We start from the raw sequence: 12,719 nt of genomic DNA, 5'->3' as shown, positions 1-12,719 counted from the left end.
GCAGGTGTCGTCAGTAGGCGTAGCGCAGCAAGGTGTGCGGCAAGTGGCGCAATACGAAGAAGCCGAACAACGCCACCAGCGCTGGCAGCACCAGCCACCAGACTTTCTGCGGCATGGGTTCGAGCGGTTCGCGGCGCTGGATAAACCACAGGCTGGCCGCGCAGACGCACGCCGCGAGCATCGCGCCGGCAATCACGTCGGTCGGCCAGTGCGCGCCGAGATAGACCCGCGACAACGCGATCGACAAGGCCGGCAGACAGCCGAGCAGCAGCCAGGTCAGGCGCATCCGGGGTGGCTGGCCGCGCCCGGCGAGAACCGCGAGGGTCAGGAACAGCGCGAACGACCCCGAGGCGTGACCGCTGGGCATGCTGTAACTGGTCAGCGGATCGGTCAGCACTTCCGGCCGGACCCGGGCGAAAAACAGCTTGGTGCCGGTGTTGGCGAGAGCGGTGCAGAGCAGGGTGGCGCCGGTGAAAATCGCCTGGCGCCATTGTCGGCAGACCAGCAGCAGGACAGTCAGCAGGGCGCTGAACAGCAGCATGTTGCGGAATTCGCCGATCAGGGTCAGCACCACCGCAACCTCATCGAGGGCCGGACTGCGATGCTCCTGCACCAGTGTCATCACGCCCTGATCGAGCGCGGTCAGGTACGGATAGCCGAAGAACATGCCGATCAGGATCAACAGGCTCATGCTGCTGATCCACAGCGTTGCGCGACGATGGCGACGCAGGCTGCTGTTGGCGCTCAACCCGACCATGACCGCGATGGCGCCGGCGACGATGCCGGCCTGCAGCCAGAAACCTTCGGGCAGCGGCAGACGGATCGCCGCCCCGGTGGCCCAGCCCGGCAGCAGATAGGCCAGGCTCCAGCCGGCGGCAGCCAGCAGGCTGACAGCGGCGAAGCGCGGGAAGGGCATGTCGAACATGCCGGCGACCATCGGCAGCATCGGGCGCAGCGGGCCGATGAAGCGGCCGACCAGCAGGCTGGCGATGCCGTAGCGCTGGAAGTAGGTTTCGGCCCCGCCAATCCATTCCGGATGATGGCGCAGGCCAGGCAGGCGGCGGATGTTCTGGTGGAAATGGCGACCGAGGAAGTAGGAAATCACGTCACCGAGAATCCCCCCGAGAAAGCCCAGCAACAGGGTTTCGCTCAGCGACAGCGCACCGCTGCCCGCCAGCACCGCCACGGCAAACAGCAGCACCGTGCCGGGCACGATCAGCCCGGCAATCGCCAGGCACTCCACGAAGGCCACGATGAACACCGCAGCGGCCAGCCACTGCGGATTGGCTGCCAGCCAGCCGGTCACGCTATCGAGCCATTGGCTCATATGAACAACTCCATTCAATTGTGGGAACGGGCTTGCCCGCTCCCACGGGGGATTTCTTCGAACTCAAGTCCCGAGTGCTTTCAGGGCAACAAAAAATAATCGCGACCTTCGACCTGACCCCGCCGCAGCGGGTTCCGCGTACACCATTGTGCGTAGGCGGCATCGACGAAGCGGTACATCAGGTGTTCGTCGCGACCGTGGGGAATGCCCAGGCGGGTGGCCTGGATGATGTGGGCCGGCGCAGGGCCGGTGTCTTCCACCAGCAGCACCTCATGGTCGAAGCGCTTGGCGTCCCATACCGGCACTTTCAATCCCAGCGCCTTGCACAGCAACGTCTGTCCGGCGCAGAGCTTCTGCGACGGACGCGGGCGACCCTGGGCGTCGGGATTGTTCAGGAGCATTTGCGCCAGGCTGGCCGGGCCGCTGATTTCATCGACCCACGGATAAGCCGATTTGATCAGTACCGCATTGCCCGGCCCCTGGGCGCTGAAGTTCAGCGAATCGCCGCCCCGGGCGTAGTACATATAGATGTGGCCACCGTCCAGAAACAAAGCCTTACGCTTTTCTGTGTAGCCGAGGGAGGCGTGGCTGCCTTTTTCCGCGCAGTAATAGGCCTCGGTTTCGATGATCCGGGCGCTGAGCCACAGATCGCCGACCCGATGACGGATGACTTTGCCGAGCAGATCCCGCGCCAGCGTCTGTGCGTCACGGTCGAAAAAACTGTCTGGAAGTCCCACAGGCAGGCGCGTGGCGGTGGCGCGAACGGTCAGGTTGGACATGGCAAGCGGCATTTATTCCGGCTGAAGAGGTCGTGATGATAACAATCGCTGGCTTAATTACGGCTGAACGTCGGCAAATCACTGTCCATTTCGACCATCCGCCCGTCACCGCTGTTAGTCCCGGGACGTGACAGCTATAATCTGCCGCTTTCCTCTTTGCCAAGACCCCAGCAGACCATGACTGAGTCCGTTCTTGACTACATGACCCGATTGGGTCGCGCCGCCCGCGAAGCTTCCCGGGTCATCGGCCGTGCCAGCACCGCGCAGAAAAACCGCGCCCTGCTGGCTGCCGCCAATGCCCTGGACGCGGCTCGCGCGGAGCTTGCGGCAGCCAATGAACAGGACCTGGCCGCCGGTCGCGCCAACGGTCTGGAGCCCGCGCTGCTGGAACGCCTGGAACTGACCTCGGCGCGGATCGACGGCATGATCGTCGGTCTGCGGCAGGTCGCGGCGCTGCCGGATCCGGTGGGTGCCATCCGTGACATGAGCTTCCGTCCGTCGGGGATTCAGGTCGGCAAGATGCGCGTGCCGCTGGGCGTGATCGGGATCATCTACGAATCCCGGCCGAACGTGACCATCGACGCCGCCAGCCTGTGCCTGAAGTCCGGCAACGCAACCATCCTGCGCGGTGGCTCCGAGGCGATTCATTCCAACCGGGCGATTGCCGCGTGCATCCAGCGTGGCCTGGCCGAGGCCGAACTGCCGGCCGCCGTGGTGCAAGTGGTGGAAACCACCGACCGCGCCGCCGTTGGCGCTTTGATCACCATGCCCGAGTTTGTCGATGTGATCGTGCCGCGCGGCGGCCGTGGCCTGATCGAGCGTATCAGCCGTGACGCCCGGGTGCCGGTGATCAAGCACCTGGATGGCATTTGCCACGTCTACGTCAGCGCCCACGCCGACCTGCCGAAAGCCCAGCGCATCGCCTTCAATGCCAAGACCTATCGCTATGGCATCTGCGGGGCGATGGAGACGCTGCTGGTCGATCAAAGTGTTGCGAAGGATTTCCTGCCGTCGATGGCTGCCCAGTTCCGCGAAAAAGGCGTCGAGCTGCGCGGTTGCGAGCGCACCCGGGCGATCATCGAGGCCGTTGCGGCCACTGAAGACGACTGGAGCACCGAATACCTGGCGCCAATCCTGTCGATCCGCGTCGTCGACGGCCTGGATCAGGCCATCGAACACATCAACCGCTACGGCTCCCACCACACCGATTCGATCGTCAGCGAAAACCTCGCCGACACCCGGCAGTTCGTGGCGCAGGTCGACTCGGCGTCGGTGATGATCAACACGCCGACCTGCTTCGCCGACGGATTCGAATACGGATTGGGTGCCGAGATCGGCATTTCTACTGATAAGCTGCACGCCCGTGGCCCGGTGGGCCTGGAAGGACTGACCTGCGAGAAGTACATCGTGGTCGGTGATGGCCAGTTGCGCGGCCAGGCGACGGTCTGACTTGACCGACCTCGACCTGACAGCGCCGCATACCGGCAGCGAGTCGCGCCCCCTGCGCATCGGCGTGTTGGGCGGAACGTTCGACCCGGTTCACGTCGGCCATCTGCGCGGCGCGCTGGAAGTCGCCGAAGCGCTGACGCTCGACGAGCTGCGCATGATGCCCAGCGCCCGACCGCCGCATCGCGATGCGCCGCAGGTGTCGGCGCAGGACCGGCTGGCGATGGTCGAGTGTGCGGTGGCCGGAGTGCCGCCGCTGGTGGTGGACGCCCGCGAATTGCAGCGGGACAAACCGTCCTGGACCATTGATACCCTGGAGTCGATGCGTGCCGAAATGGCCGCGGACACCCAGGTTTTTCTGCTTTTGGGCTGGGACGCATTTTGCGGCCTGCCCACTTGGCACCGCTGGGAAGAGTTGCTCCAGCATTGCCACATCCTGGTGCTTCAGCGCCCGGACGCCGACAGCGAACCGCCGGATGCCTTGCGCAACCTGCTGGCAGCGCGTTCGGTGAGCGACCCGCTGGCCCTCAAGGGGCCGAGCGGACAGATTGCATTCGTCTGGCAGACACCGCTCGCGGTTTCCGCCACCCAGATCCGTCAACTGCTGGCCAGCGGTAAGTCGGTACGTTTCCTGGTGCCCGACGCGGTCCTGGCCTACATCGATGCGCACGGTCTGTACCGTGCGTCGAACTGAACAAGGCGTGCTTCACTGATACGGACAAACGTGTCGCCAAGCCGCCGAATACATGAGCAAAACGAGTTTTATATGACTGACAAAGACGTAGCTAAAGTAAAGCGCAAAGGCACATTCAAGAGTGCGCCGCTGCCGGAACCGGTCAACACCAACGAGCCGCTCAACGGTGACGAACTGGTCAAGGTCGCCGTGGCAGCCCTGGAAGACGTCAAGGCCCAGGACATCCAGATCATCGATGTTCGCGACAAGCAGAGCATCACCGACTACATGATCATCGCGACTGGTACTTCCAATCGCCAGATCAACGCGATGCTGGAAAAGGTCCGCGAAGAAGTCAAAAAGAAAGGTGCCCGTCCACTGGGTGAAGAAGGCAAGGGCGACAGCGACTGGGTGCTGCTGGACCTGGACCTGGTGATCGTACACATGATGACCGCCTCGGCTCGTCAGTTCTACGACCTGGAACGTCTGTGGGCCGGTGCCGAGCAAAGCCGTGCGGCGGACGCCAAGCACCACAGCCCGGAAAACACCCACGAGCATTTCACCAAGCTCAACAAAGACCAGCAGTAAGGGTAGCGCTGTGCGACTGCGACTGATCGCCGTCGGTTCACGCATGCCCAAATGGGTGGAAGAAGGCTGGCATGAATATGCCAAGCGTCTTCCGTCCGAACTGGCGCTGGAACTGGTGGAAATTCCGCTCAATACCCGTGGCAAGAATGCCGACGTGGCCCGCTTCATCCGTCAGGAAGGCGAAGCCATGCTGGCCAAGGTCGGGCCGAACGAGCGGATCGTCACCCTCGAAGTCCACGGCAAACCGTGGAGTACCGAGCAGTTGGCAGTCGAACTCGATCGCTGGCGGCTGGACTCGCGCACGGTCAATTTCATGGTCGGTGGCCCGGAAGGGCTGGCGCCGGAAGTCTGTGCCCGCGCCGATCAGCGTTGGTCGTTGTCGCCGTTGACGCTGCCGCACCCGCTGGTGCGGATCCTCATCGGCGAACAGTTGTATCGTGCCTGGACCGTGTTGTCCGGCCACCCTTACCACAAGTAATCCTGCCCTCATGTCCCAGCCGATCCGCATCAAGGACCACGAAAAAGACGCACGCCTAGTGCGTAGCCGCGTCGTTTTCGGGGCCATTGCGGTCGTGTTGCTGATCTGTGTGCTGATCGCCCGGCTGTATTTCCTCCAGGTGATCCAGTACGAGTACCACTCGACCCTCTCGGAAAACAACCGCGTCCATGTGCAGCCGATTCCGCCGACCCGTGGCCTGATCTTCGATCGTAACGGCGTGGTGGTGGCGGACAACCGTCCGAGTTTCAGCCTGAGCATGACCCGCGAGCGTTCCGGCGACTGGCAGCAAGTGCTCGACGTGATCGTCGAAGTGCTGGGGCTGACGCCCGAAGACCGGGTGATTTTCGAGAAGCGCATGCGTCAGGGGCGCCGGCCGTTCGAGCCGGTGCCGATCCTGTTCGAGCTGACCGAGGAACAGATCGCCCGCATCGCGGTGAACCAGTTCCGCCTGCCGGGTGTTGAAGTGGTCGCGCAACTGGTTCGGCACTACCCGCAGGGCGCGCACTTTGCGCATTCGGTGGGTTACATGGGGCGGATCAACGAGAAAGAGCTGAAAACCCTCGATCCGGTGAATTACAGCGGCACCCACCACATCGGCAAGACCGGCATCGAGCGCTTCTATGAGGCCGAGTTGCACGGGCAGGTGGGTTACGAGGAAGTCGAGACCAACGCCCGGGGCCGCGTGTTGCGCGTGCTCAAGCGCACCGATCCGGTGCCGGGCAAGGACATTGTCCTGAGCCTCGACATCAAGTTGCAGGAAGCCGCCGAGGCCGCACTGGGCGGGCGTCGCGGTGCGGTCGTGGCGCTGGATCCGAACACCGGCGAAGTGCTGGCGATGGTCAGCCAGCCGAGCTTCGACCCGAACCTGTTCGTCACCGGCATCAGCTTCAAGGCCTATTCCGAGTTGCGCGACTCCATCGACCGGCCGCTGTTCAATCGCGTGCTGCGCGGTCTGTATCCGCCGGGTTCGACGATCAAGCCGGCGGTGGCGATTGCCGGCCTGGACGCGGGCGTGGTGACGGCGTCGAGCCGGGTGTTCGACCCCGGCTACTACATGCTGCCCAACTACGATCACAAGTACCGCAACTGGAACCGTACCGGTGACGGTTTCGTCGACCTCGACACGGCGATCATGCGGTCCAACGACACCTACTTCTATGACCTGGCGCACAAGCTGGGCATCGATCGGCTGTCGGCTTACATGAACAAATTCGGCATCGGCCAGAAGGTCTCGCTGGACATGTTCGAAGAATCCCCCGGCCTGATGCCGTCCCGTGAATGGAAACGCGCGACCCGCCGGCAGGCATGGTTCCCGGGCGAAACCCTGATTCTGGGGATCGGCCAGGGCTACATGCAGTCGACTCCGCTGCAACTGGCCCAGGCCACGGCGCTGGTGGCGAACAAGGGCGTGTGGAACCGGCCGCACCTGGCCAAGACCATCGAAGGCGAAAAGCCGAAGGACGAAAACCCGATGCCGGACATCGTCCTGCGCGACCCGTCGGACTGGGCCAAGGTCAACCACGGCATGCAGCAGGTGATGCACGGTGCCCGAGGCACCGCGCGCAAGGCTTCGATCGGCGCGCAATACCGGATCGCCGGCAAGTCGGGTACGGCCCAGGTGGTCGCGATCAAGCAGGGCGAGAAGTACGACCGCTCCAAGGTGCAGGAGCGCCATCGCGACCACGCTTTGTTCGTCGGGTTTGCGCCGGCGGACAATCCGAAAATCGTGGTGTCGGTGATGGTCGAGAACGGTGAGTCCGGTTCTGGTGTCGCCGCGCCGGTGGTACGTCAGGTCATGGATGCCTGGCTTCTGGATCAGGACGGACGCCTGAAGGCCGAATACGCCAGCCCTATCAGTGCGGAGGCTACGGCCCGTGAAGAATAATTTCGATCGCATGCTCTCCAGTGAGGATGTGATGCGTCGCCGCGCGACGCTGCTGCAACGCCTGCATATCGATGGCCCGTTGTTGATCCTGCTGCTGATCCTGGCCGCCGGCAGCCTGTTCGTGCTGTATTCGGCCAGCGGCAAGAGCTGGGATCTGCTGGGCAAACAGGCCACCTCGTTCGGTATCGGCCTGGTGTCGATGATCGTGATCGCCCAGTTCGAACCCCGGTTCATGGCCCGTTGGGTGCCGCTCGGCTATGTGTTCGGGGTGGTGTTGCTGATGGTGGTGGACATCATGGGCCACAACGCCATGGGCGCGACCCGCTGGATCAACATTCCCGGGGTGATCCGCTTCCAGCCCTCGGAGTTCATGAAGATCCTGATGCCGGCGACCATCGCCTGGTATCTGTCCAAGCGAACGCTGCCGCCGCAGCTCAAACATGTGGTCATCAGCCTGGGGTTGATCGGGGTGCCGTTCGTGCTGATCGTGCGCCAGCCGGACCTCGGCACTTCGCTGCTGATCCTGGCCGGCGGCGCGTTCGTGCTGTTCATGGGCGGGCTGCGCTGGCGCTGGATTCTCAGCGTGCTCGCCGCCGCCGTCCCCGTGGCGATCGCCATGTGGTTCTTCATCATGCACGACTATCAGAAGCAGCGGATCCTGACCTTCCTCGATCCGGAAAGCGATCCGCTAGGCACCGGCTGGAACATCATCCAGTCGAAAGCCGCCATCGGCTCCGGCGGGGTGTTCGGCAAGGGCTGGCTGCTGGGCACCCAGTCGCACCTGGACTTCCTGCCGGAAAGCCACACCGACTTCATTATTGCGGTGCTGGGTGAAGAGTTCGGCCTGGTGGGCATCTGCGCGCTGCTGCTGATCTATCTGTTGCTGATCGGTCGCGGGCTGGTGATCACCGCGCAGGCGCAGACGCTGTTCGGCAAATTGCTGGCCGGCGCGCTGACCATGACGTTTTTTGTTTATGTTTTCGTCAACATCGGTATGGTCAGTGGCCTGTTGCCGGTCGTGGGGGTGCCGTTGCCGTTCATTAGCTACGGAGGAACTTCGCTGGTGACGCTGCTGTCAGCGTTTGGGGTTTTGATGTCGATCCATACCCATCGCAAGTGGATCGCACAGGTTTGAATAAGGTGAAGAGTTCAATGCAAGCAGTGCGTGACTGGGCGACTCGATATGCGCCGTGGGTCGGCCTGGTGGGCATCCTTGGCAGCGTGCAGGAAGCGCTGGCCGGCGATTACGAAGGCTCGCCCCAGGTTGCCGAATTCGTCGGTGAAATGACCCGCGACTATGGCTTCGCCGGTGAGCAGCTGATGAGCGTGTTCCGCGAAGCCGAGCGCAAGCAGTCGATTCTCGACGCGATCTCCAAGCCGGCCGAGCGGGTCAAGCAGTGGAAGGAATACCGGCCGATGTTCATCACCGACGCGCGGATCGCCCGTGGTGTGGACTTCTGGCGCCAGCACGAGGCCACCCTGGCCCGCGCCGAGCAGGAATACGGCGTTCCGGCCCAGGTCATCGTGTCGATCATCGGCGTTGAGACCTTTTTCGGACGTAATACCGGTAATTTCCGGGTAATCGATGCCTTGTCCACCCTCGGTTTCGACTATCCTCCCCGTGCCGAATTTTTCCGCAAGGAACTGCGTGAGTTCCTGCTGCTGGCCCGGGAAGAGCAGGTCGACCCGCTGACCCTCAAGGGCTCCTACGCCGGGGCGATGGGTTTGCCGCAGTTCATGCCGAGCAGCTTTCGCGCCTATGCGGTGGATTTCGACGGTGATGGTCACATCAATATCTGGAACAATCCGGATGATGCGATCGGCAGCGTCGCCAGCTATTTCAAGCGTCACGGCTGGGTCGCCGGGGAGCCGGTGGTCAGCCGCGCCGATGTCCGGGGCGAGCAGGTCGACGAAGGCCTGACCACGGGCATCGAGCCGACAAAAACCGTCGGGGAGTTGCGAGCGCTGGGGTGGTCGAGTCATGATGCGCTGCGCGATGACATGCCGGTCACCGCGTTCCGCCTGGAAGGCGACAATGGCCCGGAATACTGGATGGGCCTGAAGAATTTTTACGCGATCACGCGTTATAACCGCAGCGTGATGTACGCCATGGCCGTACATCAGCTATCTGAACAGCTGGTACAAGCACGGGGCGTCAAGTAATGCGGGCATTGCCTATCAACAAACCCCTGAAGCTGGTGGCATTCGCTGCGTTGGCAGTGCTGGTCGCCAGTTGCTCGACCAGCCGCTCGCCGAGCCAGAAATCCTCGTCCACCGCCGTTCGCTCGCAACCGGGGCTGGACATCAATCGTGCCCACAAGGATGGCGCGCCGTGGTGGGACGTCGATGTCTCGCGCATTCCCGACGCCACGCCGACCCTGCACACAGGCCCGTACAAGGCCAACCCGTACACCGTGCTGGGCAAGACCTACTTCCCGTTGCAGGAATCCAAGACTTACGTCGCCTCGGGCACCGCGTCCTGGTACGGCACCAAGTTTCACGGTCAGAACACCGCCAACGGCGAGGTGTATGACCTGTACGGCATGAGCGCCGCCCACAAGACACTACCGCTGCCAAGTTACGTTCGGGTGACCAACCTGGACAACAACAAGAGCGTGATCCTGCGGGTCAACGACCGAGGGCCGTTCTACTCGGACCGGATCATCGACCTGTCCTACGCGGCGGCAAAGAAGCTCGGTTACGCCGAAATCGGCACCGCACGGGTCAAGGTCGAAGGCATCGATCCGCAGCAATGGTGGGCCGCCAAGGGCCGTCCGGCGCCTTTGATGCTCAACGAGCCGCAAGTCGCGCAGAATAGCGCTCCGGTGATCACGGCCTCGGCCGGTACGGTCGAGCAATGGACCCCGCCGCCGCAGCAGCACGCTGCGGCCGTCGTGCCGGTTCAGCTCGACGCAAAAAAAAACGCTTCTGCACCAGCGTCTGGCCAGTATCTGCAGGTGGGCGCGTTCGCCAACCCGGACGCTGCCGAGCTGCTGAGGTCGAAGCTCAGCGGGATGGTGAGCGCTCCGGTGTTCATCAGCTCGATCGTGCGCAATCAGCAGACCCTGCATCGGGTGCGCCTGGGGCCGATCGGTTCTCCGGGTGAGATTGCGCAAGTGCAAAACAGCGTGCGCCTGGCCAATCTCGGTTCGCCGAGCGTGGTCACCGAGTAAGCAGTACGTAGGACTTGATTGACGATTCACCAGCGATTGGGGGGTGGATCAGGTTGTTGGCTCGTCGAAGAACAAAAGCCCGGCAAAGGGTGACTGGAGTGAGCAACTGAACACGCGATGGCCCTTTAGAAGGCTGTCTGAATAGTTTTGCCCTTAGGCAAGTTTCCATTAGCGATTTCGAGAGACGGATGAACATCACCACCTTTGCCAAACGCCTGTGCCTGCTAGTCCCGCTGCTCCTCTCGCCAGCCGCTTTCGCGGCCGAGATGATGCCGTCGCCACCACAACTGGCCGCCAAATCCTACGTTCTGATGGACGCCGCCAGCGGCAACGTACTGGTGGAGAACAACGGTGACCAGCGCCTGCCACCGGCCAGCCTGACCAAACTGATGACCGCGTACATTGCGACGCTGGAAATCCGTCGCGGCCAGATCGGCGAAAACGACCCGGTGACCGTCAGCGAAAACGCCTGGCGTACCGGCGGTTCGCGGATGTTCATCAAGGTCGGCTCGCAGGTCACGGTCAGCGACCTGCTGCACGGCATCATCATCCAGTCCGGCAACGACGCCAGCGTGGCGCTGTCCGAGCACATCGCCGGCAGCGAAGATGCGTTCGCCGACCTGATGAACAAGACCGTGACCGATCTGGGCATGAGCAACACCCACTTCATGAACCCGACCGGTCTGCCGAACCCTGAGCACTATTCGTCGGCGCACGACATGGCGATCCTGGCTCGCGCGATCATCCACGAAGACCCGGCTCACTACGCGATCTATTCGCAGAAAGAGTTCTTCTGGAACGGCATCAAGCAGCCTAACCGCAACCTGCTGCTGTGGCGCGACAAGACCGTTGACGGTCTGAAAACCGGTCACACCGACGAAGCCGGCTACTGCATGGTGTCCTCGGCCGTACGTGATGGCCAGCGCCTGATCGCCGTGGTGTTCGGCACCAACAGCGAAGTGGCCCGTGCCGCCGAAACCCAGAAGCTGCTGACCTACGGTTTCCGCTTCTTCGAAACCCAGACCTTCTACCAGAAGGGCACCGAACTGGCCCAGGCTCCGGTGTGGAAAGGCACCACCAGCCAGGTCAAGGCCGGTCTGGCTGAAGACCTGACCATGACCCTGCCGAAAGGCCAGCTGAAGAAGCTCGCTGCCAGCATGACCATGAACCCGCAACTGACCGCGCCAATCGCCAAGGGCGACGTGATCGGTAAAGTCGAAGTGAAACTGGAAGACAAGGTGGTACACAGTGCCGACCTGATCGCCCTGGACGCTGTCGAGGAGGGTGGTATCTTCCGTCGCATGTGGGATAGCATCCGTCTATTCTTCTACGGCTTGTTCAACTGATTCAGTGTTGACCTGCATGGCCCCGCTCCCACCCGGAGCGGGGCCATGCTCGTTGGCACGGCTTACGAGGCCGTTACGCCATGAGCGATACCGAAGTAAAGGCGCCAAAGATCGAATTTCCCCAGGTCGATTACCCGGTTAAGGTGATCAGCGACACCGGTGTGGGAAACAAGGACAAGATCATTGCGATCGTCCAGAAACACGCAAAGATCAATGACGAGCGTATCGACGAGCGTCAGAGCAGCAACGGCAAGTACACCACCATTCAGTTGCACATCGTCGCGACTGACCAGGATCAGCTGTACAACATCAACAGCGAACTGCGGGCGACCGGTTTCGTTCATATGGTGTTGTGATGCCGGGCACGCTGGGCTTTCGCGAACTTGGCCAGATGGCTTACGAGCCGGTCTGGCATGCCATGCAACGCTTCACCAACGAGCGCGGCACCACGGCCGCCGACGAGATCTGGCTGGTCGAGCACCCACCGGTGTTCACCCAGGGCCAGGCCGGCAAGGCCGAGCATCTGTTGTTGCCGGGGGATATCCCGGTGGTGCAGGTCGACCGGGGCGGGCAGGTGACCTACCACGGTCCAGGCCAACTGGTGGCTTATCTGCTGCTGGACGTGCGCAAGCTGGGTTTCGGCGTGCGGGATCTGGTCAGCCGCATGGAGCAGTGCCTGATCGAATTGCTGGCCAGCTACGGCGTGACCGCCGCAGCCAAGCCTGATGCTCCCGGCGTTTACGTCGACGGAGCGAAAATCGCTTCTCTGGGTTTGCGGATTCGCCACGGTTGTTCCTTTCATGGCCTGGCCCTGAACGTGGATATGAACCTGGAGCCGTTTCGACGGATTAATCCCTGCGGCTATGCCGGGCTGGCCATGACCCAGCTGAGCGATCACGCAGGATCGATTGAATTTGCCGAGGTAAGTGCCCGGCTGCGCGCGCAGCTCGTCAAACACCTCGACTATGCTGAGCAGACGACCCTGACGGGCGGAATCGACTGA

The 12,719-nt window shown here is 62.6% G+C and carries 13 protein-coding genes; 11 read left to right on the top strand and 2 right to left on the bottom strand.

Annotated features, from left to right (window positions below; genetic code table 11):
• Positions 1-10: 10 nt before the first annotated feature.
• Together KVQ74_RS06550 and KVQ74_RS06545 are read right to left on the bottom strand one after the other, a co-directional pair.
• Positions 11-1,327, bottom strand: coding sequence for a bifunctional DedA family/phosphatase PAP2 family protein (locus tag KVQ74_RS06550; protein ID WP_217830174.1), 1,317 nt, complete (start codon positions 1,325-1,327; stop codon positions 11-13).
• A gap of 80 nt (positions 1,328-1,407) precedes the next feature.
• A complete protein-coding gene (locus KVQ74_RS06545) occupies positions 1,408-2,106 on the bottom strand; it encodes a DNA-3-methyladenine glycosylase (protein WP_217830173.1) in 699 nt (232 codons plus the stop codon).
• 177 nt (positions 2,107-2,283) lie between these two features.
• On the opposite strand from KVQ74_RS06545, the gene KVQ74_RS06540 reads away from it, so the two are divergent.
• From KVQ74_RS06540 to lipB, 11 genes are all read left to right on the top strand, one after another.
• Positions 2,284-3,555 carry a glutamate-5-semialdehyde dehydrogenase gene (locus tag KVQ74_RS06540; RefSeq protein ID WP_217830172.1) on the top strand — a complete coding sequence of 424 codons (1,272 nt, stop codon included), beginning with the start codon at positions 2,284-2,286 and terminating at the stop codon, positions 3,553-3,555.
• Positions 3,524-4,246 (top strand): nicotinate-nucleotide adenylyltransferase, encoded by a 723-nt coding sequence (nadD, locus tag KVQ74_RS06535; protein ID WP_262149306.1) that lies wholly within the window; start codon positions 3,524-3,526, stop codon positions 4,244-4,246. Before KVQ74_RS06540 ends, nadD begins: the two co-directional genes overlap by 32 nt.
• Before the next feature lie 72 nt (positions 4,247-4,318).
• Positions 4,319-4,813 (top strand): ribosome silencing factor, encoded by a 495-nt coding sequence (gene rsfS, locus KVQ74_RS06530; protein ID WP_217830170.1) that lies wholly within the window; start codon positions 4,319-4,321, stop codon positions 4,811-4,813.
• Between the two features lie 10 nt (positions 4,814-4,823).
• Complete coding sequence (gene rlmH, locus KVQ74_RS06525) at positions 4,824-5,291, top strand: 23S rRNA (pseudouridine(1915)-N(3))-methyltransferase RlmH (RefSeq protein WP_003185785.1); 468 nt, start codon at positions 4,824-4,826, stop codon at positions 5,289-5,291.
• A gap of 10 nt (positions 5,292-5,301) precedes the next feature.
• On the top strand, positions 5,302-7,197 hold the full coding sequence (gene mrdA / locus KVQ74_RS06520) for a penicillin-binding protein 2 (RefSeq protein WP_217830169.1): 1,896 nt from the start codon (positions 5,302-5,304) through the stop codon (positions 7,195-7,197).
• 31 nt (positions 7,198-7,228) lie between these two features.
• Positions 7,229-8,332: a rod shape-determining protein RodA gene (gene rodA / locus KVQ74_RS06515; protein ID WP_217830312.1), complete on the top strand. Its 1,104-nt coding sequence runs from the start codon at positions 7,229-7,231 to the stop codon at positions 8,330-8,332.
• 17 nt (positions 8,333-8,349) lie between these two features.
• The gene (mltB, locus tag KVQ74_RS06510; RefSeq protein ID WP_217830168.1) at positions 8,350-9,360 is read left to right on the top strand and encodes a lytic murein transglycosylase B; all 1,011 of its coding nucleotides are present in this window, start codon (positions 8,350-8,352) and stop codon (positions 9,358-9,360) included.
• A complete protein-coding gene (locus tag KVQ74_RS06505; protein ID WP_217830167.1) occupies positions 9,360-10,370 on the top strand; it encodes a septal ring lytic transglycosylase RlpA family protein in 1,011 nt (336 codons plus the stop codon). The genes mltB and KVQ74_RS06505 overlap by 1 nt, the downstream gene beginning before the upstream one ends.
• Positions 10,371-10,558: 188 nt before the next feature.
• Positions 10,559-11,716, top strand: a complete 1,158-nt coding sequence (locus KVQ74_RS06500; protein WP_217830166.1) for a D-alanyl-D-alanine carboxypeptidase family protein — start codon at positions 10,559-10,561, stop codon at positions 11,714-11,716.
• 80 nt (positions 11,717-11,796) lie between these two features.
• Positions 11,797-12,072 (top strand): DUF493 domain-containing protein, encoded by a 276-nt coding sequence (locus KVQ74_RS06495; RefSeq protein ID WP_217830165.1) that lies wholly within the window; start codon positions 11,797-11,799, stop codon positions 12,070-12,072.
• Positions 12,072-12,719, top strand: a complete 648-nt coding sequence (gene lipB / locus KVQ74_RS06490) for a lipoyl(octanoyl) transferase LipB (RefSeq protein WP_217830164.1) — start codon at positions 12,072-12,074, stop codon at positions 12,717-12,719. Before KVQ74_RS06495 ends, lipB begins: the two co-directional genes overlap by 1 nt.

The sequence above is a fragment of the Pseudomonas botevensis genome, from assembly GCF_019145475.1.
Taxonomy (GTDB): domain Bacteria; phylum Pseudomonadota; class Gammaproteobacteria; order Pseudomonadales; family Pseudomonadaceae; genus Aquipseudomonas; species Aquipseudomonas botevensis.
The sequence above is the reverse complement of the archived record's forward strand: the minus strand, read 5'-3'. Positions and strand labels throughout refer to the sequence as shown.

Bases quoted from the DNA above. Each gene is read 5' to 3' on its own strand.
- KVQ74_RS06550 (WP_217830174.1), bottom strand. From the start codon at position 1,327: ATGAGCCAATGGCTCGATAGCGTGACCGGCTGGCTGGCAGCCAATCCG.
- KVQ74_RS06545 (WP_217830173.1), bottom strand. From the start codon at position 2,106: ATGTCCAACCTGACCGTTCGCGCCACCGCCACGCGCCTGCCTGTGGGA.
- KVQ74_RS06540 (WP_217830172.1), top strand. From the start codon at position 2,284: ATGACTGAGTCCGTTCTTGACTACATGACCCGATTGGGTCGCGCCGCC.
- nadD (WP_262149306.1), top strand. From the start codon at position 3,524: ATGGCCAGTTGCGCGGCCAGGCGACGGTCTGACTTGACCGACCTCGAC.
- rsfS (WP_217830170.1), top strand. From the start codon at position 4,319: ATGACTGACAAAGACGTAGCTAAAGTAAAGCGCAAAGGCACATTCAAG.
- mrdA (WP_217830169.1), top strand. From the start codon at position 5,302: ATGTCCCAGCCGATCCGCATCAAGGACCACGAAAAAGACGCACGCCTA.
- rodA (WP_217830312.1), top strand. From the start codon at position 7,229: ATGCGTCGCCGCGCGACGCTGCTGCAACGCCTGCATATCGATGGCCCG.
- mltB (WP_217830168.1), top strand. From the start codon at position 8,350: ATGCAAGCAGTGCGTGACTGGGCGACTCGATATGCGCCGTGGGTCGGC.
- KVQ74_RS06505 (WP_217830167.1), top strand. From the start codon at position 9,360: ATGCGGGCATTGCCTATCAACAAACCCCTGAAGCTGGTGGCATTCGCT.
- KVQ74_RS06500 (WP_217830166.1), top strand. From the start codon at position 10,559: ATGAACATCACCACCTTTGCCAAACGCCTGTGCCTGCTAGTCCCGCTG.
- KVQ74_RS06495 (WP_217830165.1), top strand. From the start codon at position 11,797: ATGAGCGATACCGAAGTAAAGGCGCCAAAGATCGAATTTCCCCAGGTC.
- lipB (WP_217830164.1), top strand. From the start codon at position 12,072: ATGCCGGGCACGCTGGGCTTTCGCGAACTTGGCCAGATGGCTTACGAG.